This is a genomic window from Streptomyces sp. NPDC044719 (assembly GCF_056433405.1).
Genome location: NZ_JBWKHE010000007.1, coordinates 297,385 through 318,027, shown reverse-complemented (window position 1 = coordinate 318,027; position 20,643 = coordinate 297,385). Strand labels below are relative to the sequence as shown.

General features: G+C 72.9%; 18 protein-coding genes. 8 read left to right on the top strand and 10 right to left on the bottom strand.

The features are described 5' to 3' along the window. Window positions 1–49: 49 nt before the first annotated feature. The 5 genes from AC07DF_RS28115 to afsR all read right to left on the bottom strand — a co-directional run bounded on the left by AC07DF_RS28115 (window position 50) and on the right by afsR (window position 6,515). Window positions 50–820 carry an SDR family NAD(P)-dependent oxidoreductase gene (locus tag AC07DF_RS28115; RefSeq protein WP_478977127.1) on the bottom strand — a complete coding sequence of 257 codons (771 nt, stop codon included), beginning with the start codon at window positions 818–820 and terminating at the stop codon, window positions 50–52. An 8-nt stretch (window positions 821–828) separates the two neighbouring features. After that, complete coding sequence (locus AC07DF_RS28110) at window positions 829–1,731, bottom strand: LLM class F420-dependent oxidoreductase (protein WP_478977124.1); 903 nt, start codon at window positions 1,729–1,731, stop codon at window positions 829–831. Window positions 1,732–1,745: 14 nt separating this feature from the next. After that, window positions 1,746–2,993, bottom strand: a complete 1,248-nt coding sequence (locus AC07DF_RS28105) for an amidohydrolase family protein (RefSeq protein WP_478977121.1) — start codon at window positions 2,991–2,993, stop codon at window positions 1,746–1,748. Between the two features lie 131 nt (window positions 2,994–3,124). Continuing rightward, on the bottom strand, window positions 3,125–3,301 hold the full coding sequence (locus AC07DF_RS28100; RefSeq protein ID WP_356918124.1) for a hypothetical protein: 177 nt from the start codon (window positions 3,299–3,301) through the stop codon (window positions 3,125–3,127). 229 nt (window positions 3,302–3,530) lie between these two features. Beyond that, entirely contained in the window at window positions 3,531–6,515 is a 2,985-nt protein-coding gene (afsR, locus tag AC07DF_RS28095) for an SARP-family global regulator AfsR (protein WP_478977117.1), read from the bottom strand. A gap of 317 nt (window positions 6,516–6,832) precedes the next feature. Here afsR and AC07DF_RS28090 point away from each other — a divergent pair, with 317 nt between their 5' ends. Continuing rightward, entirely contained in the window at window positions 6,833–7,756 is a 924-nt protein-coding gene (locus AC07DF_RS28090; protein WP_478977114.1) for an SMP-30/gluconolactonase/LRE family protein, read from the top strand. Here the strand turns inward: AC07DF_RS28090 and AC07DF_RS28085 are convergent. Then, entirely contained in the window at window positions 7,702–9,348 is a 1,647-nt protein-coding gene (locus tag AC07DF_RS28085) for a FadD3 family acyl-CoA ligase (protein WP_478977106.1), read from the bottom strand. The two genes, AC07DF_RS28090 and AC07DF_RS28085, sit on opposite strands and share 55 nt — an antisense overlap. Window positions 9,349–9,472: 124 nt before the next feature. Here AC07DF_RS28085 and AC07DF_RS28080 point away from each other — a divergent pair, with 124 nt between their 5' ends. From AC07DF_RS28080 to AC07DF_RS28065, 4 genes are read left to right on the top strand one after another with little or no spacing between them, the layout of a single operon-like run. After that, a complete protein-coding gene (locus AC07DF_RS28080) occupies window positions 9,473–10,633 on the top strand; it encodes a lipid-transfer protein (protein ID WP_478977103.1) in 1,161 nt (386 codons plus the stop codon). Window positions 10,634–10,644: 11 nt separating this feature from the next. Then, the gene (locus tag AC07DF_RS28075) at window positions 10,645–11,058 is read left to right on the top strand and encodes a Zn-ribbon domain-containing OB-fold protein (RefSeq protein WP_478977100.1); all 414 of its coding nucleotides are present in this window, start codon (window positions 10,645–10,647) and stop codon (window positions 11,056–11,058) included. Beyond that, window positions 11,055–11,828 (top strand): enoyl-CoA hydratase/isomerase family protein, encoded by a 774-nt coding sequence (locus tag AC07DF_RS28070; RefSeq protein WP_478977097.1) that lies wholly within the window; start codon window positions 11,055–11,057, stop codon window positions 11,826–11,828. Before AC07DF_RS28075 ends, AC07DF_RS28070 begins: the two co-directional genes overlap by 4 nt. Window positions 11,829–11,878: 50 nt before the next feature. After that, a complete protein-coding gene (locus AC07DF_RS28065; protein ID WP_478977928.1) occupies window positions 11,879–12,832 on the top strand; it encodes an alpha/beta fold hydrolase in 954 nt (317 codons plus the stop codon). Between the two features lie 207 nt (window positions 12,833–13,039). Here the strand turns inward: AC07DF_RS28065 and afsK are convergent, their stop codons facing one another. Both afsK and kbpA read right to left on the bottom strand, forming a co-directional pair. Then, complete coding sequence (gene afsK / locus AC07DF_RS28060) at window positions 13,040–15,424, bottom strand: protein serine/threonine kinase AfsK (RefSeq protein WP_478977094.1); 2,385 nt, start codon at window positions 15,422–15,424, stop codon at window positions 13,040–13,042. A 202-nt stretch (window positions 15,425–15,626) separates the two neighbouring features. Then, entirely contained in the window at window positions 15,627–16,352 is a 726-nt protein-coding gene (kbpA, locus tag AC07DF_RS28055) for an AfsK-binding protein KbpA (RefSeq protein ID WP_478977091.1), read from the bottom strand. A 122-nt stretch (window positions 16,353–16,474) separates the two neighbouring features. Here kbpA and AC07DF_RS28050 point away from each other — a divergent pair, with 122 nt between their 5' ends. Continuing rightward, the gene (locus tag AC07DF_RS28050) at window positions 16,475–17,122 is read left to right on the top strand and encodes a TetR family transcriptional regulator (RefSeq protein ID WP_376390461.1); all 648 of its coding nucleotides are present in this window, start codon (window positions 16,475–16,477) and stop codon (window positions 17,120–17,122) included. An 85-nt stretch (window positions 17,123–17,207) separates the two neighbouring features. On the opposite strand, the gene AC07DF_RS28045 is transcribed toward AC07DF_RS28050, so the two are convergent. Continuing rightward, window positions 17,208–17,678, bottom strand: a complete 471-nt coding sequence (locus tag AC07DF_RS28045; protein WP_478977087.1) for a nitroreductase family deazaflavin-dependent oxidoreductase — start codon at window positions 17,676–17,678, stop codon at window positions 17,208–17,210. Next, on the bottom strand, window positions 17,675–18,856 hold the full coding sequence (locus AC07DF_RS28040) for an acyl-CoA dehydrogenase family protein (RefSeq protein ID WP_478977084.1): 1,182 nt from the start codon (window positions 18,854–18,856) through the stop codon (window positions 17,675–17,677). The genes AC07DF_RS28045 and AC07DF_RS28040 overlap by 4 nt, the downstream gene beginning before the upstream one ends. A gap of 110 nt (window positions 18,857–18,966) precedes the next feature. Between AC07DF_RS28040 and AC07DF_RS28035 the strand changes: the two genes are divergently transcribed. Together AC07DF_RS28035 and AC07DF_RS28030 are read left to right on the top strand one after the other, a co-directional pair. Continuing rightward, window positions 18,967–20,136 carry a thiolase C-terminal domain-containing protein gene (locus AC07DF_RS28035; RefSeq protein WP_478977081.1) on the top strand — a complete coding sequence of 390 codons (1,170 nt, stop codon included), beginning with the start codon at window positions 18,967–18,969 and terminating at the stop codon, window positions 20,134–20,136. 72 nt (window positions 20,137–20,208) lie between these two features. Beyond that, a complete protein-coding gene (locus AC07DF_RS28030; RefSeq protein WP_478977078.1) occupies window positions 20,209–20,634 on the top strand; it encodes a pyridoxamine 5'-phosphate oxidase family protein in 426 nt (141 codons plus the stop codon). Window positions 20,635–20,643 lie beyond the last annotated feature (9 nt).

The window sequence follows — 20,643 nt, the reverse complement described above, 5'->3', positions numbered from 1 at the left end:
GCTCCGACTGTTCCACCGGCCCCCGGGAGCGTCAATAGCTGATGGGGCGTCAGATGACGGTCACCCCGGCCAGCCACCCGCCGTCGATCACGAAGGGCTGGCCCGTGATGTACGACGAGTCCTCCGAGGTGAGGAACAGGGCGAGCCGGGCCACCTCCTCGGGCTGCCCGGCCCGCCCCAGCGGCACGAGCTTGCGGTAGAGCCGGTCGAGGCCCCGCGAGGCCTTCTCGGCGTCGGCGTCCGGGTCCAGCCGGGCCGGGTTGGACATCGCCGTGTCGATGGCGCCCGGACAGACCGCGTTGACGCGTATCCCCCGCCCGGCCAGCTCCAGCGCGGCGACCCGGGTCAGCCCGAGAACGGCGTGCTTGCTGGCGGCGTACGCGCCCACCGCGGCCATGCCGGTCAGCCCGGTGTACGAGGAGGTGTTGACGATCGTGCCCCCGTCGGCCATCTCCGGGGCGACCGCCCTGATGCCGAGGAAGCAGCCCACCTGGTTGACCTGGACGACCTGCATGAACTCCTCGAGGGGCGTGTCGAGGAGGGAGTTGAAGCGCAGGATGCCGGCGTTGTTGACGAGCCCGTCGACGTGCCCGTACGCCTCCTTCGCCACCGCGACGGCGGCCCGCCAGTCGTCCTCCCGGCCCACGTCGAGATGGACGTACCGGGCGCCGATCTCCTTCGCGAGGGCCTCGCCCTGGTCGTCCAGTACGTCGGCGACGACCACTCGAGCCCCCTCGGCGGCGAACAGCCGGGCCTCCTGCTCGCCCTGGCCGCGCGCGGCGCCGGTGACGATGACGACCCGTCCGTCGAGCTTGCCCATGGCTCTCCTCACAGGTGGGGGGCGACCTCGGCGCCGAACGCCGTGATCTGATCGGTGAGTTCGGTGCGGCTCCGGCTGCGGAACCGCACCTGGATCTGGTGCGCGCCCATCGCCCGGTAGGCCCGCAGCGACTCGGCGAGCTCCTGCGGACCGCCGGAGAGGGTCCGGCGGCCCACGTCCCAGCGGGGCGTGCCCACGTACAGCGGCTCGGTGATGGCGCCCACCGTGAAAGCGCCCTGGATGCCGGCCTGTTCGCGCAGCTCCCGGATCCGGGCGATCCGCGCGGGCAGCCGGTCCCTCGGATCCCCCTGCGGCAGCCAGCCGTCGCCCTTGAGCGCGGCCCGCCGTACGGCGGCGGGCGAGGAGCCGCCGACCCACAGGGGGACGCGGTCCTGCGCCGGACGGGGCCGCTGGCCGAGCCCCTCGAAGTCGTACAGCTTGCCGTGGTGCTCGGGGAACTCGTCCGGTCCGAGGGCGGAGCGCAGGGCGTCGAGACACTCGTCGAGCACGGCCCCGCGCTGCCGGAAGTCCACACCCAGGGCCTCGAACTCCTCCTGGACGTGCCCGGCACCGACCCCGAGGACCAGCCGGCCTCCGCTGAGGTGGTCGAGCGTGGCGTACTGCTTGGCGGTGAGCAGGGGGTGCCGCAGCCCGACGATCGCGACATGGCTGAGCAGCCGGACGCGTTCGGTGGCGGCGGCCAGGAAGGAGAGCGTGGCGACGGGGTCGTACCAGATGGTGCTCATCGCGGCGGCCAGCCTGCGGGGGATGCCGACGTGGTCGCAGCTCGCGAGGTAGTCGAACCCGGACCGGTCGGCCGCGCGGGCGATCTCCAGCAGGTCGTCCGGCCCGGCCTCCGCCTCCCAGCCCTCCGCGTAGAGGGTGCTCTGCGACTGGACGGGAAGCTGCATCCCGTACCGCAGGCTCACCGCGCACCACCGGCGCCGCCCGGCCACAGCCCTTCCTCCGTCAGCCCGAGCAGCTCGATGGCGTTCCCCCGCACGATCCGCTCCACCACGTCCGGCTCCAGATGCCCCATCTGCGCCTCGCCGACCTCGCGGGACTTGGGCCAGGTGCTGTCGGAGTGCGGGTAGTCGGTCTCGTACAGCACGTTTCCGACGCCTATCGCGTCCAGGTTCCTCAGCCCGAAGGCGTCGTCGAAGAAGCAGCCGTAGACGTGCTCGGCGAACAGCTCGGACGGCGGCCGGTGCACCTTGTCGGCGACTCCGCCCCAGCCCCGGTTCTCCTCCCACACCACGTCCGCCCGCTCCAGGATGTAGGGGATCCAGCCGATCTGCCCCTCGGCGTACATGACCTTGAGGCCGGGGAACTGCTCGAACTTGCCGCTCATCAGCCAGTCGACCATCGAGAAGCAGCAGTTGGCGTAGGTGATGGTGGAGCCGACGGCGGGCGGGGCGTCGGCGGAGGTGGACGGCATACGGCTGGAGGAGCCGATGTGCATGGCGACGACGGTGCCGGTCTCGGCGCAGGCGGCGAGGAAGGGGTCCCAGCCGTCGGTGTGGATGGAGGGGAGCCCGAGGTAGGGCGGTATCTCGGAGAAGGCGACGGCACGGGCCCCGCGCGCGGCGTTGCGCCGGACCTCGGCCGCCGCGAGCTCGGCGTCCCACAGCGGTATGAGGGGCAGGGGGATGAGCCGCCCGTGCGCCTGCGGGCCGCACCACTCCTCCAGCATCCAGTCGTTGTAGGCGCGGACGCAGAGCAGGCCCAGTTCGTGGTCCTTGGCCTCGGTGAACGTCTGGCCGCAAAAGCGCGGGAAGGTCGGGAAGCACAGGGCGGACTGGACGTGATTGACGTCCATGTCGGCGAGCCGGGCCGGGACGTCGTAGGAGCCCGGCCGCATCTGCTCGTACGTGATGACCTCGAGCTTGATCTCGTCCCTGTCGTACCCCACGGCGGTGTCGAGGCGGGTCAGGGGGCGGCGGAGGTCCTCGTAGACCCACCAGTCACCGACCGGGCCGTCGTCGCCGGGCTGTCCCATCACGGGCCTGAAGCGCCCGCCGAGGAAGGTCATCTCCTTCACGGGCGCACGGACGATCCGGGGCCCGACGCCCCGGTACTTCTCCGGAAGCCGGTCCTGCCACACGGTCGCGGGCTCCACGGTGTGGTCGTCCACGGAGATGATCAGCGGAAACGAGCTGTCGTGGGTGTCCATGGCGCTCACGGTAGCGCCGATCTGACGGATCGTCAGCTATGCGGAGGGCATCGACAACCGGCTGTGGACATGCATCGGCCGCGACGGCTCCCCCTCCGCGCCGCCGCGGCCGAACCCCGTGTGGGAGTGGCTTACTTCGTCGGCTTGAAGGGCTCCGACGTGGCGTGCAGGTCCTTCGTCTCGAGCGGCTCGTCGGTGGCGTGCAGGTCCTGCTTCTTCACGGCACCCTCGTCCGTGGCGTGCAGGTCCTCGGTCCCCAGCGGCTCGTCCGTCGCGTGCAGGTCCTGCGGCTTGAGCTCGTCGCCCATGATCGTCAACTCTCCTTGGCGTGGGTCGAGTAGTGAGGTGCGCGGGCCCGCCCGGTCACTCCCCCGAGTCCGACCGGGCGGGCCCATCCGAGCCGCTCACCCTAGTCAGCCGGTGTGCGACCCAGTGCGGCGACCCGTCTGCCCCCCGACGCGACGGATCGACTACGTCAAGCATGGCGTGGGGCGATAAACGAACGATGAACGCGACCGGCCGGACCCAGGAGCCTCGTCAGGCCGCCTGGACCGGGGACAGCAGCGCGCGCACCTCGGCGGCCTCGGGCGAGCCCAGCTCCTCGTAGATCCCGGCCGCTTCCTGCCAGCAGACCTGGGCCCTGCCCGTCTGCCCGATGCCGCTGAGCGCGCGGCCGAGGACGGTGAGGACGTTGCCGCGCCGCCACTCCCCGCCGATGCCGCGGAGCACGGTGAGCGCCATCTCGGCGTTCGAGGCGGCCTGCGCGGGACGTCGGGCGGCGAGGTCCAGCTCGGCCAGCCGGAACAGGCTCATGCCCTCCCAGAGGCGCTGCCTGCTGTCACGGAACACCTCCAGCGCCTCCTGGAGCCGGCCGGCCGCGTCGCCCAGGTCGCCGCTCTGGGTGAGCGCGAGGCCGAGGGCGTAGCGGGCGTTCGCCCCGCGCATGGAGTTGCCCATGGCGTCGTAGATGGCGATGCCCTCCTGGGCCAGCGCGACCGCGCTCTGGGTCCGCCCGGTCGCGAGATGGATCCGGGACAGGTTGCACAGCGCGGCGGCCTCGCCGGGCCGGTCGCCCAGGGCCCGGAAGTGCTCGATGGCCCGGGAGAGGTGCTCCTCGCCGTCCTCGTGCCGGTTCTGGTACAGCGCGATGATGCCGCGCGCGTTGCGCGCCCAGCAGACGGGCAGCAGGTCGTCGGCCTCCTGGGCGAGGAGGATGGCCTGTTCGGCCTCCTGGTCGGCCCGTTCGAAACGGCCGCTCATGTGGTGGACGATGACGACCGTCGTCAGGGCCCGGGCCTCCGCCCGCCTGATGCCCTGCTGCCGGGCCGCGTCCAGCAGGGCCTCGGCCGTCGCCTCGTACTCCCTGGAGTTGGCTCCGGACTCGGAGAGGTCGTGTGCGGCCCACAGCAGATCGATCGCCCGGGGGAGCGTCTCCGGCGCTCCCGCGGACTGCCGTACGCACGCGAGGACGCAGATGGCCTCCGTGTACAGCCAGTCCTGCGCGGCATGCCGGTTCTCGAACCGCAGCCCCGGATACGAGGCCGGTTCGAGGTGGTCCACCAGCCGGTCGCCCGGCCGCTCGAGCGCGTACACGCCCGCCGCGGACGCCAGATAGAAGTCCAGCAGCCGCGACATGGCCGCCGTCCGCTCGCTCGGCGGCCACTCGTCGCGTTCCGCGCACGCACGCGCGTAGAGCCGTACGAGATCGTGGAAGCGGTAGCGGCCGGGGGCCGCCGACTCCAGCAGGGACGTGTCGACGAGGGACTCCAGGAGGTCCTCCGTGTCCTCGACGGGCAGGTCCAGGACCGCGGCCGCCGCCGGGAGGGAGATGTCCGCGCCGTCGGCCAGGCCCAGCAGGCGGAAGGCGCGGGCCTGGGCGGGCTCCAGCTGGCCGTAGCCCAGCTCGAAGGTGGCCTTCACGGCCAGGTCGCCGGCCTGGAGTTCGTCCAGGCGGCGGCGTTCGTCGGCGAGCTTCGCCGCGAGGACCGACACCGTCCAGGTGCGGCGGGCCGCCAGTCGGGACGCGGCGATCCGGATCGCCAGCGGCAGGAATCCGCAGGCCGCGACCACGTCCAGGGCCGCCTTCCGCTCGGACGCGACCCGCTCCTCGCCCACGATCTTCGTGAACAGTGCCAGCGCCTCGTCCGGGGACATCACGTCCAGGTCGATCAGGTGGGCGCCCGCCAGGTCCACCATCCGCACGCGGGAGGTGACCAGCGCGGCGCAGCCGTCCGTGCCGGGCAGCAGGGGGCGTACCTGGGCGGCGTCGCGGGCGTTGTCCAGCAGTACCAGGACGCGGCGGCCGGCCAGGACCGAGCGGTACAGCGCCGCCCGCTCCTCCAGGGAGTCGGGGATCGCCGAGTCGGCCGTGCCGAGCGCGCGCAGGAACGAGCCGAGGACCGTCTCCGGCTCCGCCGACCGGGCGCCCGCGCCCTGGAGGTCGACGTACAGCTGCCCGTCCGGGAACGCCGCGCGCGCCTGGTGGGCCACGTGCACGGCGAGGGTCGTCTTGCCCACGCCGCCGATGCCGGCCAGGGCCGAGACCGCCATGACGCGGCCTTCGGCGGCGGTGAGGATGTCGCCGAGCTCGCGGACGAAGCCGGAGCGGCCGGTGAAGTCCGGCACCGTCGCCGGCAGCTGCGCCGGGCGGACCGGGGCGGAGGCGGGCTCGGGGGCCGGGGAGGAGGGCTCGGCAAGGCCCGGGTCGGCCTGGAGGATGCGCTGCTGCAGCTCGCTCAGGCCGGGGCGCGGGTCCACGCCCAGTTCGTCGGCGAGCAGGCGCCTGGTGTCGGCGTAGACCGCCAGGGCCTCCGCCTGACGGCCGCTGCGGTACAGCGCGAGCATCAGCAACTCGCGGAGCCGCTCGCGCAGGGGATGGGCGGCGGTGAGGGCCGTGAGCTCCGAGACGGCCTCCGCGTGGCAGCCCTGCTCCAGGTCCATGTCCAGGCGGGATTCGAGGAGCTGGAGCCGCCATTCCTCCAGGCGGACGCGCTGCGCCTCGGCGTACGGGCCCGGTACGCCGGCCAGGGTCTCCCCGTCCCACAGCGCGAGAGCGCGCCGCAGGGTGTCGCGGGCGTGGCAGAGGTCGCCCGCCGACCGGGCCTTCTCCGACTCTGTGGCCAGGTCCTGGGCGACGGCCAGGTCGAGGGCGCCCTCGGCCAGGCCGCGGACCGCGTAGCCGCCGGACTCGCTGACCAGGACGCCCGGGTCCAGCACCTTGCGCAGCCGGGAGGCGTACGTCCGCAGCGCGGCCAGGGCCTGCGAGGGCGGTTCCTCGCCCCACAGGGCGTCGATCAGCTCCGCGGCCGTGGCCGTACGGCCCTCGCGCAGCAGCAGGGCGGCGAGCAGGGCGCGTTGCTGGGGGGAGCCGGTGGTGATCGGCGTTTCGCCGCGCGAGGCGCGCACCGGTCCGAGCACGCCGAAGCGCAGCGTCGTCGAGGCCACCGGTTCTGCCGACTCCTGCGAGGAGTCCGGACGCCGCTGCTCCGGTACGCGCGGCACACCATCCGGTACACCGTTCATGCAGTCCCCCTAGACATCCTGAGCAACCACGCCAGTTTGCCTTGTGCGCGGCGGATACGTCAGCCGTGGGAGACACCGATCACAGGGCGACGCACGGGAGTCCACAAGGTCCGCACACTCTCTCCGCACATGAAGGAGCAGGGGCCGTTTTTGAAGGGGAGTTGGAGCCTTCGGGCGCGCTGCCCAAGCGCCGTACCCAGGTCAGGAAGTGGCAGGGGTGGCCAGATGCTCCAGTTGGCGGGTTGTGTCGCCGGGACGTGCCCGCGGACAGCGCGTCAGAATGGGGCACCAGCCGACTCCGACGCGAAGGCGGACGCATGCCCGGTGAGCAACCCCAGTTGTACGAGACCCTCGACGAGCGGTTCCGGACGGGCCGTTGTCAGGCCGGGGACTCGAGGCTGGAGGTGTTGTACGAGGGGTGCCGGTGGGCCGAGGGGCCGGTGTACGTGCCCGCCGGGCGGTATCTGCTCTGGAGCGACATTCCCAACGACCGGCTGCTGCGGTGGGACGAGACCACCGGGGCCGTCGGCGTCTTCCGCTCCCCGGCCGGGTATCCCAACGGCAACACCCTGGACGGGCAGGGCCGGCTCATCACCTGTGAGCAGGGCAATCGGCGGGTGACCCGGACCGAGCACGACGGGTCGGTCACCGTGATCGCCGAGCGGTTCCGGGGGAAGCGGCTCAACAGCCCGAACGACGCCGTCGTGAAGTCCGACGGGTCGGTGTGGTTCTCCGACCCCGAGTTCGGGATCTCGAGCGACTACGAGGGGCATCGCGGCGAGAGCGAGATCGGCGCCCGGAACGTCTATCGCGTCGACCCCGGCAGCGGTGAGGTGCGGCTGGTGGCCGACGGCTTCCAGGGGCCCAACGGGCTCGTGTTCGACCCCGGCGAGCACCGGCTGTACGTGTCGGACAGCCTCGCCAACCACATCCGCGTCTTCGACGTCCGGGACGACGGCACCCTCACCGGCGGCGAGGTCTTCGCCGAGTGCGCCAACGGCAGCTTCGACAACATCCGGTTCGACGACGCGGGGCGGCTCTGGGCCGGCGCCATGCACGGGGGTGTGCACTGCTACGACCCCGACGGCACCCTCCTCGGACGCGTCCTGGTCCCCGGCACCGTCGCCAACGTCCGGTTCGGCGGCGCCCGGCGGAACCGGATGTTCATCGCCGCCGACACCACCCTCTACTCCCTCGTCATGTCCGTGACCGGGACCCCGCCCCTGCCGCCGGCCCCCTGAGCCCGCAGCGCCCCCTTCAGGACCTTCCCGCTCGCGTTCCTCGGCAGTTCCGCCACGAACTCCACCGCGCGCGGGACCTTGTAGTTCGCCATCTCCCGGCGTGACCAGGCGATCAGGTCGTCCCCCGTCACCAACGCCCCCGGCCGCCGTACGACGTACGCCCTGCCGACCTCCCCGAGCCGGGCGTCCGGTACGCCGATCACCGCCACGTCCGCCACGTCCGGGTGGAGGCCCAGGAGCTGCTCTATCTCGGCGGGGTAGGCGTTGAAGCCGCCGACGATGAACATGTCCTTGAGGCGGTCGGTGATGCGCAGGTTGCCCTCGGGGTCCAGGACGCCGATGTCGCCCGTGCGCAGCCAGCCGTCCGCCGAGAGCACCTCGGCGGTGGCCGGTTCGTCCTCGTAGTAGCCGGTCATGACGTTGAAGCCGCGCACCAGGACCTCGCCCGGCGCTCCGGGGCCGGGCGACCCGCCCTCGGGGTCCACGACCCGTACCTCCGTGCCGGGGATCGCCCGGCCCGACGTCGACGCGATCACCGTCGGGTCGTCGCCGCGCCGGCACATCGTGACGACGCCGCCCGCTTCGGAGAGGCCGTACGCGGTCAGGACCGTGCCGACGCCGAGTTCGGCGCGCAGGCGCTCGACGAGACGCAGCGGCACCACCGCCGCTCCCGTCACCACCAGGCGCAGGGCCGACAGGTCGTGCGCGTCGCGTGCCGGGTGGTCCAGGAGGGACTGGAGGAGGGTCGGCGGACCTGGCAGCACCGACACCCGCTCCGCGGCGATGTTGGCCAGGACGGTGTTCACGCCGAACACCGGCTGGGGGATCATCGTCGCGCCCCGCATCAGGCAGGCGATCACCCCGGCCTTGTAGCCGAAGGTGTGGAAGAAGGGGTTGACGATGAGGTACCGGTCGCCTTCCGTCAGACCCGCCAGCTCGCTCCAGATGCCGTACGCCCGCAGCGTCTGCGCGTGGGTGATGACCGCGCCCTTGGGGCGGCCCGTCGTGCCCGAGGTGAAGATGATGTCCGAGGGCCAGGAGGCCTGTATCGCCCTCGCCCGGTCCCGGACATCGCCCTGACCCACGCCCTCTCCGCTCGCCAGGAAGTCCTTCCAGGTGAGGAAGTCGGCGGGAGCGTCCTCGGAGAGTACGACCACGCGCTCCAGGGCGGGCAGGCCGGGCAGCGGGCCGGCGCCCGGGCCCTCTCCCGCCGCTCGCCGCAGCGACGCCACGTACGACGTGCCGAGGAACGTGCCCGTCACGAACAGCAGCCGCGCCCCGCTGCGCCGCAGGACGTCCGCCGCCTCCGCGCCCTTGAACCGGGTGTTGAGCGGGACCAGTACCCCGCCCGCCGACACCGCGCCCAGTGCCGCCACGATCCAGTCGAGGGTGTTCGGCGCCCAGATGCCGACCCGGTCGCCCGGAGCGACCCCGTTCGCCAGGCAGGCCGCCGCCGCGCGCTCGACGCGTGCGCCCAGTTCCGCGTAGGTGATCCGGGTGCGGCCCTCGACGACCGCCTCGACGTCCGCGTACCGCTCGGCCGCCGCCCGGACCAGGTCCGGAACGCTCTCCCATGCCGTATCCGCTCGCACAGCACGCCTCCAGCAGTAGCCGAGTGGCCCGAGTGGCCCCGCACCGTAGCTGACTGTCCGTCAGATTAGCTGTAATCTGACAGTCTGTCAGCGACCGTCGTTCGGGCCCGGAGGTGCGCGCACCATGCCAGCAGGATCGGGGAGCCTCAAGGACGCCACCGCCGTCGTCGGCATCGGACAGACCTCCTTCGCCAAGCGACTCCCCGAGGACGAACGCACCCTGGCCTGCCGGGCCGTGCTGGCCGCGCTCGACGACGCCGGGATCGCGCCCGGCGAGGTCGACGCCCTCGCCTCCTACACCATGGAGGAGACGGACGAGGTCGAGCTGGCGAAGGCCTGCGGCTTCGGTGACCTCACGTTCTTCAGCAAGGTCGGGTTCGGGGGCGGCGGTTCGTGTGCCACGGTCGGCCATCTCGCCGCCGCCATAGCCACCGGACAGGCGAACGTCGGGGTCGCCTGGAGGTCGCGCAAGCGGGGCAGCGGGCCCCGGCCCTGGACCAACACCACCGTCCAGCTCCCGACTCCGGCCCAGTGGACCCGGCCGTACGGGCTGCTCAGGCCCGTCGACGAGATCGCCATGCTCGCCCGGCGCTATATGCACGCGTACGGGGCCACCCGCGACCACCTGTTCAACGTCGCCCTGGCCTGCCGCAACCGCGCCAACCAGAACCCCGCCGCGATCATGTACGACCGCCCCCTCACCCGCGAGATGTACATGACGTCCCGCTGGGTCAGCGAGCCGCTCTGCCTCTTCGACAACTGCCTGGAGACGGACGGGGCGCTGGCCTGCGTCGTCGTCTCCGCCGAGCGGGCCCGGGACTGCCGCCGCCAACCGGTCTACGTCCACTCCGCCGCCCAGTCGCTCCCCGCCCAGCACCACGGCATGGTCAACTACTGGAACGACGACCCCCTCACCGGCCCCGCCTGGAGTGCCGCCCGGCATCTGTGGAAGCACTCCGACCTGGCACCCGAGGACGTGGACGTCGCCCAGATCTACGACGCCTTCACCCCCCTGGTCCTGCTCTCCCTGGAGGGCTACGGCTTCTGCGGGCGCGGCGAGGGCGGGGCGTTCACCGAGGGCGGTGCGCTGGAAACCGGCGGGCTGCTGCCCGTGAACACCGGCGGGGGCGGCCTGTCCGAGGCCTATGTGCACGGCTTCAACCTCATCAACGAAGGGGTGAAGCAGCTGCGCGGGACCAGTACCGCTCAGGTGCCGGACGCCTCCGTCTGTCTGGTCACGGCGGGCGAGGGGGTCCCGACCTCCGCCCTTCTGCTGAGGAACTGAGGAGTTGTTCGATGCTGCGTCCCGTCACCGACCCCGACGGCGCCCCCTTCTGGGAGTACGCCGCCCGGGGCGAGCTCCGCGTCCAGGCCTGCGCGGCCTGCGGCGAACTCCGCTTCCCGCCCCGGCCGTGCTGCCCGCACTGCCAGTCCTTCCAGGACGAGTGGCGCCTGGTCTCCGGCGGCGGCCGTGTCTGGTCGTACGTCGTGCCGCATCCGCCCCTGCTGCCCGGCTACGCGGAGCTGGCGCCGTACAACGTGGTCGTCGTCGAGCTGGACGAGGCGCCGCGCGTCCGGCTCGTCGGCAATCTGGTCGCCGGGCCCGGTGAGCCGATCGGCTCGCTGCCGGTGGAGGGGATCCGTATCGGTGCCCGGGTGCGGGTCGTCTTCGACGACGGCCTGCCGCGATGGGTCCTGGAGCGGTCATGAGCAGTGTGCTCGTCAGCGCGGACAAGGACAGCGGGGTCGCCGTCGTCACCCTGAACCGGCCCGGCCGGCTCAACGCGATCGACCTGGAGATGGCCGGTCGACTCGCCGACGTCTGGCGGGAGTTGCGGTTCGACGACACCGTACGGGCCGTCGTCCTGACCGGTGCCGGGGAGCGCGCCTTCTGCACCGGTATCGACCGGGACGCCGTCGTGCCGCAGCCGAACTCGCCCTACGCGCAGGACGATCCGCTGCTCGGCGTCGGGCCGAAGGCGAACGACCTGTGGAAGCCGGTCATCGCCGCCGTGCGCGGGATGGCCTGCGGGGGCGCCTTCTATCTGCTCGGCGAGGCGGAGTTCATCGTCGCCGACACCACCGCCGCCTTCTTCGACCCGCACACCACCTACGGCATGGTCAGCGCCTACGAGTCCGTCCTCATGGCGCAGCGCATGCCCTACGGGGAGGTCGCGCGGATGGCGTTGACGGGGACGGCGGAGCGGATCTCCGCGCGGCGGGCGTACGAGGTCGGGCTGGTCTCCGAACTCGCCCCGGAGGGCGGGGCGACGGCGGCGGCGATCGCGTGTGCCGCCGTCATCGCCGGGCATCCGACGGAGGCCGTGCAGGGGACCGTGCGGGCGCTGTGGGCCGCGAGTGAGGCGGGGCGGGCTCAAGGGCTCGCGCAGGCGCCGCATCTCATCGCGCTCGGGAACGCGGCGGGTGAGCGGCAGGACGGGCTGTTCGCGGGGCGGGTGCGGGCGTACCGGTTGCGTTAGAAAATCGTTTACCCCTACACGCGTATGCTCGACCCGTGGTTGAGCATCGGATGATCGACGTGAACGGCATACAACTGCACATCGCGGAGCAGGGCGAGGGCCCCCTCGTGGTGCTGCTGCACGGTTTCCCGGAGACCTGGCACTCCTGGCGGCACCAGTTCGGGCCGCTGGCCGAGGCCGGTTTCCGGGTGGTCGCGCCCGACCAGCGCGGGTACGGCGGCAGTGACCGGCCCGAGGACGTGTCCGCGTACAGCATCTTCCACCTGGTGGGCGATGTGGTCGGGCTGATCCACGCGCTGGGCGAGGAGCAGGCGTTCGTCGTCGGGCACGACTGGGGGGCGCCGGTGGCCTGGCACACCGCGCTGCTGCGGCCCGACGTGGTGCGCGGGGTGGCCGGGCTGAGCGTGCCGCCGCCCTTCCGTGGTGGGCAGCCGCCGCTGAAGACCATGCGGGAGCGGTTCGGCGGGCACTTCTACTGGAACTACTTCGAGGAGCCGGGCGTCGCGGACGCCGAGTTCGCCGCCGACACCCGCACCGCCCTGCGCAAGCTGCTGTACTCCGCCTCCGGTGACGCGCCCGACGCCGGGCGCCCGGAGCAGGCCCTGGTCGAGGACCTGGGGCGCGGCTGGCTCGCGGACGCCCCGAACCCCGAGGTGCTGCCCGGCTGGCTCACCGAGGCGGACCTCGACACCCTCACCGAGAGCTTCGAGCCGGGCTTCACCGGCGCGCTCAACTGGTACCGCAACCTGGACCGCAACTGGGAGCTGACCGCCCCCTGGCAGGGCGCGGTGGTCTCCTCGCCGGCGCTGTACGTGTACGGCGACCGCGACTTGGTCCCGGCCTTCCCGGGCACGCCCGAACTGATCGAGGCACTGCCGGAGTTGATGCCGAACCTGCGGCGCAAGCCGCTCGTGCTGCCGGGCTGCGGCCACTGGACGCAGCAGGAGCGGCCCGCCGAGGTGAACGAGGCACTGATCGACTTCCTGACGGAACTGCGGGGCTGAGAGCCCCTGAGACGCGGGTCGGGCGGCCGGTCTCACCCTGGCCGGCCCGCCGGGCCCGGACCGTCCGTCACGGCCGGCCACCGCGTGGCGACCGGCGGGTACCCGGCGTAGCGTCTTGGGTGAGAGCGGTGATCGGACCGCTCCCCGCAGCGACGGCCGCCGTCTGGAACCCTTCCGTGCGCCGGTACGACGGCCGTCCCGGACGCGTCACGCGGTGCGCGCCGTGCCCGTGCCCTTCTCCGCGTCCAGCGCGTACACACAGCGGTCCTTGCTGCACGCGTACACCACACCGTCCCGGACGACCGGGGAGCCGGTGATCTCGCCGCCGGTGGCGAGCTTCCAGCGCAGCCGGCCGTCGTCGGCCTTGAGGGTGTAGAGGAGATGGTCGGTGGAGCCGAAGTGGATGCGGCCCTCGGCCACCGAGGGGGCGCCCACGATGTCGCCGCCCGCCTGGAAGCGCCACTTGGGCGTGCCGGTGACCGCGTCGAGGGTGTAGAGGCCCTTGCCGCTGCCCACGTGGACATGGCCCGCGGCGACCAGGACGGGCTCGACGGAGGCGCGGGACTCGGTGGCGATGCGCCAGCGGTCGCGGCCGTCGGTGGCGTCGAGGGCGTAGACCGTGCCGAGGTAGTCGGCCAGGTAGACGCCGCCGCCGGTGACGGCCGGGCCGGGGACGAAGGTGGGCGGGGACAGGAAGACCGCCGGGGCCTCGAAGTGCCACTTCACATGTCCGGCGGCCACGTCGAGGGCCAGGACGCGGGTGCCGGCGCAGACGTACACGTAGCCGTCGGTCGCCGGGGTGATCCGGACCGGGACGCCGCCGCAGGAGGCCGCGTCGCCGATCGGGTACGACCAGCGCTCGTCGCCGGTACGGGCGTCCAGGGCGCGCAGCCGGGCGTCCTGCCACACGTAGACCGTGCCGTCGTGCAGGGCGGGTCCGGCCTCGGGGGACTCGAAGTCGGTCTGGCAGCCGGTGATCTCCCAGAGCTTCTGGCCGCTCGAGGCCTCCCAGCCCTGGACGCCGCCGCCCCGGGTGCCGGTGACGACGGTGCCGCGGCCGGCCTGGAGCGCGTACACCCAGGCGTCCGTCTGCAGGCGCCACAGGTCGGCGCCCTCACGGGCGTCCAGGGCGAACAGCGTGGGCCCGTCGGAGGCGTGGATACGGCCGTCGGCGACCGCCATGGACCAGGCGACGTCCCGGGTCTTGAAGCGGCGGCGGCCGGTGCCGACGTCCAGGGCGTGCACCTCGAAGGAGGTGACGTAGACGAGGTCGCCGTCGACGGAGGGGGTGCCCCAGACGTCGTTGGACATACGGAAGCGCCAGGGCCGCCAGCCGCTCGCCTCGGGCGGCGCGGCCGGGGCCGGGGGCGCGGCGACGGCGGGGCCCACGGCGGGGTCGGTGCCGTTGACGCCGGGGCGGGGCTTGGACCAGGAGGCGGCGAGGGCAGCCTCCGGAGGGGGTGCCTTGACGGCGGCGGCACGGACGTCGGCGACGCGCGGGCCCGGGCCGATGGGCACCTGGGCGCCGGCCAGCCGGACGGGGCCGGTGTCGGGGCCGCCGCCCACGGGAGCCGCCACGGACGCGGGCGACGGGACGACGGGGTCGTGCGAGGGGGGCGGCGGGATGGGCGCCGGGCCGGGGGCGGGGCGTCCGCCGCCGCTGCGGCCGGCGCCGGGGGCGGGCTTGCCGGCCGGGCGGCCGTTGCGGCGGGACTCGATCAGGCTCACGGCCCGCTCGGGCAGCCACGCGGAGGCGGTGCCGCTGTCGTCGGAGCCGGAGCCGAAGAGGTGGGGAGCGAGCTGGGCCTGGAGGTCGGCCGGGTTGGGGCGGCCCGTCGCCTCCATCTGCATACAGGACTCGATGAGCGGACGCAGCTCGTCCGGCAGGCCCTCCAGGTCCGGGCCCTCGCGCAGCAGCATGAAGACCGTCTCGACCGGGTTGGCGCCGTGGAAGGGCGGGTGCCCGGTGGCGGCGAAGACCAGCATGGAGCCGAGGGAGAAGACGTCGGAGGCACCCGTGACGCTGCGGGAGTCCTTGGCCTGCTCGGGGGACATGTAGGCGGGCGTGCCGACGGCGACGTTCGTCATCGTCAAACGTGTGTTCGATACGCCGGAGGCGATACCGAAGTCGATCACCCGGGGGCCGTCCTCGACGACGAGGACGTTGGAGGGCTTGAGGTCGCGATGCACGAGCCCGGCGCCATGGATGGACTGGAGCGCCTCGGCCACGCCCGCCGCGAGCCAGCGCACCGCCTGGGCCGGGAGCGGCCCGCAGTCGTTCACTATCTCCTCGAGGGAGGGCGCGGGGACGTAGGCGGTGGCCAGCCAGGGCACGGCGGCGCGCGGGTCGGCGTCCACGACCGCGGCCGTGTAGAAGCCGGAGACCGCGCGGGCCGCCTCCACCTCACGCGTGAAGCGGACCCGGAACAGCTGGTCCTCGGCCAGTTCCGTGCGGACGGTCTTGATCGCCACACGCCGGCCCGATGCCGAGCGCGCGAGATAGACCAGCCCCATGCCGCCGGCACCCAGCCGTCCCAGCACCTCGAACGGCCCGATCCGCCGCGGATCGTGCTGCGTCAGCTGATCCACCACTCTGCCTGCCACCTCCCCGTACGCGCCGCGCCGAGCCACATGTTCCACGCGACCCCGTGCAGCGTCTCACCACCGCACCGCCATGGCGGCACGCACCCCGATTCTTCCTGGCCGGAGCCGTGGTGGCGAACCCGGCGACGAATGGGGTGTCTCCGTACACACAGGGGCAAAAGATGACCATAGGGCCTACGCCACCGCCTGGTCAGCGGCGCAGCAGCGCGAACGACGCCCCCTGATCGTCCGTGACGACGGCCACCCTGCCGTACGAGGTCTCGAAGGGCGGGACCTGGACACGGCCCCCGAGCCGGGTGACGTCCTCCAGCGCGGCCGGTACGTCCTCGACGGCGAAGTGGACGAGGAAGTGGGGCGGCATCTCGGCCGGGAAACGGTCCGAGACGGGGGCCCGGCCGAAGTCGGGCTCGGCGTCCGGCCCGAACAGGGCCTCCTGGAAGAGACCGCCGTAGAAGTCGTTGGCCGCCTCGGTGTCCCGCGTGTACAGCTCGGCCCAGGCGAAGGTGCCCGGCTCGTGCCGCACGCCGAAGCCGGGGTGCCGGTCCGGCTGCCACAGGGCGAAGACGGCCCCCTCCGGATCGGTGACCAGGGCGGTGACGCCCAGGTCACCGGCCGGCACCGGCGCCGAGACCACCTGCCCGCCGGCCGACCGGATACGCCTCACCAGCGCCACGGCGTCCGGGGTCGCGAAGTACACGGTCCAGACGGTGGGCAGCCGGCCGTCCACCTTGCGGACCAGGGCGGCCACGGGTTCGCCGTCCTTCAGCGCCTCGGTGAAGGAGCCGAACCACTCGTCCTCGAAGGTCCACCCGAAAAGTTCACCGTAGAACCGCTTGCCCGCCTCGACGTCGCGAAGCTGCGCGTCCACCCAGCAGGGGATGCCCTCTGCGTACACCGATGCCCTGTTTTCGGCCATGCGGCCAACGTAACCGCGACGGCCGCACCCCGCAGACCAGGCACACCAGCCTCCGCGCTCCCTCACACCCCATTTGCAGTCGGCCGAATCGCGCCTCGATCCCGCCTCGGTAAGCTGACGTCATGACAGGACAAGTGCGTACCGTCGACGGCCGTGTGGCCGGCCGGCGTGGGCAGGCGACCCGGCAGAAGCTGCTCGACTGCCTCAGCGAGATGCTCAGCTCCTCCCCGTACCGGGATGTCAAAGTCATCGATGTCGCCCGGAAGGCGGGCACTTCGCCCGCGACCTTCTACCAGTACTTCCCGGATGTCGAGGGCGCCGTCCTGGAGATCGCCGAGCAAATGGCGACCGAGGGCGCCGCGTTGACCGAGCTCCTCCAGGGCCGCTCCTGGGCCGGCAAGGCCGGCTGGCAGACGGCGCAGGAACTCGTCGACGGGTTCCTGGAGTTCTGGCGCAAGAACGACGCGATCCTCCGGGTCGTCGATCTCGGCGCCGCCGAGGGTGACAAGCGCTTCTACAAGCTCCGTATGAAGATCCTCAACTCGGTGAACAACTCCCTCGCGGACGCCGTCGCCGAGCTCCAGGCCAAGGGCAGGGTCGACAAGGACGTGAACCCGGCGGCCGTCGCGGGCTCGCTGGTCGCGATGCTCGCGGCCGTGGCCTCGCACCAGAAGGGCTTCACCTCCTGGGGTGTGAAGCAGGCCGAACTGAAGCCGAACCTGGCGTTGTTGGTGCACTTGGGCGTCACCGGCAGAAAGCCGACGAAGTAGCGGCCCCAGGCGGCACCTCTTCCTTTCCCGAGTCCTGTCTGGCAGGCGGTGGTCCACTCACGTGGGCTGCCGCCTGTCGCGCTTTCTACCGCCGCACGATCCGGAACAGCCGGATCTCCCGGTCCACCCGCGCCTGGTACGCCGCGTACGGCGGCCAGAACGCCAGCACCGCGTTCCAGGCGGCCGTACGCTCCTCACCCTCCAGCAGCCGGGCCGTGACCGGGATGTCCTCGCCCTTCCAGCTGATCTCGGCGTCGGGACGGGCGAGCAGGTTGTGGCTCCAGGCGGGATGGCCGGGCCGCCCGAAGTTGGACCCGACGAGGAGCCAGCCGCGCCCGTCCCGCTCCGGCATACAGGCCAGCGGCGTACGACGGGGCAGCCCGCTTCTCGCCCCGGTCGAGGTCAGCACCACACCCGGGAGCAGCCGCGCGCTGAGCAGCACCTTCCCCCGGGTGGCCCGGTGGACGAGCCGGTCCAGGGCGGGTACGACGTACGGCGCCACCCGGGCGAAGCCCCTGGTCGACGACACTTTCTGCACCACGCGCACGCCCCTCATGGGCCGGCCTCCTCGAAGACGTGTGCCGCGTCGGCCGCGTGCGCCCGCAGCCGGTGGACCGGCCCGAAGAGCAGCTCGTCGCCCGCGGCCCGCTTGAAGTACAGGTGTGCCTCGTGCTCCCAGGTGAAGCCGATGCCGCCGTGCAGCTGGATCCCCTCGGCGGCGGCGCGGCTCAGGGCTTGAAGCGCCTGGGCGAGGGCGAGCGGGCCGACGTGCTCCTCCCGCGCCGACGCCCACGCCGCGTAGTACGCCGCCGAGCGGGCCGCCCGCACCTCGACGTACACGTCGGCCAGCCGGTGCTTGACCGCCTGGAAGGACCCGACCGGCCGCCCGAACTGCTCCCGCTGCGCCACGTACTCCACGGTCCGCTCCAGCACCCGGTCGGCGGCCCCCGCCGCCTCGGCGGCGAGGCAGGCGGCGACGCTGTCGCCGAGCCGGGCGAGGGAGGCGGGGAGGTCTCCGTCGTCCTGCCCCAGCAACTCGGCTCGCACCTCGCGCAGTTGGATCCGGGCCTGCGGCCGGGTGGCGTCCAGCGCGGTCTGCCGTACGCGGGTGAGTCCGGCCGCGTCCCCGGGTACGAGGAACAGCAGCACCCGGGACCGGGCGAACCCCCCGGCGTGCGCGGCGACCAGGAGGAGCCGCGCGCTGTGCCCGTCGAGCACCTGCTCGGCCTGCCCGTACAGCCGCCATCCGTCATCCGCCCGCCGGGCCTGCACGCCCCCGGCGCGCCCGCCGCCCGCCCACTGTCCGCGCGGGTCGTGCCCGGTGAGGGCGAGGGCGGTGGCCAGGGCGGGCCCCGGTACGGCGAGGGTGGCGGTCAGTTGGCCGGCGGTGATGCGGGGGAGGAGTTCGGCCCGCTGGGCGTCCGTGCCGAGGGCGAGCAGCAGCGGGGCGGCGAGGACGGCGGTGGCGAGCAGGGGCGAGGGGGCGAGGGTCCGGCCCGTCTCCTCGCAGGCCAGGGCCAGCTCGGTCGCCGAACAGCCGACACCGCCGTAGGACTCGGGCAGGGCCAGGCCGGGCAGACCGAGCTGGTCGGCCAGGGCGGTCCACAGGGCGGAGTCGTGTCCGGCCGGGGTGTCGACGGCGGCTCGCAGCTCCTCGGGGCCGCACCGCTTGTGGAGCAGTTCGCGCAGGGTGCGGCGGATCTCGTCCTGCTCGGGGGTGAAGCGGGCGTCCATGGGGGAACCACCTCCGCAACTGACGGTGCGTCATATTAGGGCGCCGGGGCGGGGATGCCCAGAGCCCCGGCGCTCCCCCTGGCGGCCTTATCTGATGTACCGTCAGATTCATGGTGGCCCGGAGGAAAGTGGCCGTCGTCGGCGTGGCCCTCTCGGACTGCGGCCGCGTGGACGACGCGACCCCGTACGCCCTGCACGCCCAGGCGGCCCGCCGCGCCCTGGCCGACGCGGGCCTGGACCGGTCGCTGGTCGACGGCTTCGCGTCGGCGGGCCTGGGCACGCTGGCCCCGGTCGAGGTCGCCGAGTACCTGGGGCTGCGTCCCAGCTGGGTCGACTCCACCTCCGTCGGCGGCTCCACCTGGGAGGTCATGGCGGCCCACGCGGCGGACGCGATCGCGGCCGGGCACGCGCGCGTGGTGCTGCTCGCCTACGGCTCGACGGCCCGCGCGGACGTGAAGGCGGGCCGCCGCACCGGGACGCTGTCCTTCGGCACCCGCGGCCCCCTGCAGTTCGAGGCCCCCTACGGCCACACCCTGATCGCCAAGTACGCCATGGCGGCCCGCCGCCACATGATCGAGTACGGCACGACGATCGAGCAGCTCGCCGAGGTGGCGGTCCAGGCCCGGGCCAACGCGGCCCTGAACCCGGAGGCGATGTTCCGCACCCCCGTCACGGTCGACGACGTCCTGTCCGGCCCGATGATCGCGGACCCCTTCACCAAGCTGCACTGCTGCGTGCGTTCCGACGGCGGGGCGGCGGTGCTGCTGGCGGCGGAGGAGTACGTACGGGACTGCCGTACGGCACCGGTGTGGGTACTGGGCAGCGGGGAGCACATCAGCCACTCCGCGATGTCCGAGTGGCCGGACTTCACGGTGTCGCCCGCGGCGGTGAGCGGACGGCTGGCCTTCGAGCGCGCGGGCGTACGGCCCTCGGAGATCGACTTCGCCGAGATCTACGACGCGTTCACCTATATGACCCTGGTGACGCTGGAGGACCTCGGGTTCTGCGCGAAGGGCGAGGGCGGGGCGTTCGCGGAGAAGGGCCGGCTGCGGGTCGAGGGCGGCGAGCTGCCGGTGAACACCGACGGCGGCGGTCTTTCGGCCCAGCACCCCGGGATGCGGGGTCTGTTCCTGATGGTGGAAGCGGTACGGCAGCTGCGGGGCGAGTGCGGCGACCGGCAGGTGCGACGCGGCGACGGCTCCCTGCCGCGGCTGACGGTGGCGTCGGGGACGGGGGGCTGGTTCTGCTCGTCGGGGACGGTGGTGCTGGGTGCGGGGTGAGGGAACACGGGCGCCGGGGCCGGTGTTGGGTTCGTCGGAAGGATCTGAGCGAGCCGCTGGAGGAGACCCGGAATGGCCCTGACCCGCGAAGAACGCGAACAGTTCCTGGCCGAGCCGCACATCGCCGCACTGGCGGTCGACGCGGGGGCGGGCCGCGCCCCGCTCACGGTGCCGATCTGGTACCAGTACGAGCCCGGCGGCGACATCTGGATCATGACCGGCCTGGACTCCCGCAAGAACGAGCTGATCAGCGCGGCGGGCCGGTTCTCGCTGATGGTCGACCGGCTCGAACCCACGATCCGGTACGTGTCGGTCGAGGGCCCGGTCGTCGACACGGCCCCCGCGACCCTCGACCGGCTCCGCGAGCTCTCGGCCCGCTACCTCCCGGCCGACAAGGTCGACGGCTATGTCGACTTCGCCTGGAAGAACCACGGAGAACAGCTGGTGCTGCGGATGCGGCCGGAGCGCTGGGTGTCGTCGGACCTGGGACAGGTGTAGCGAACACCG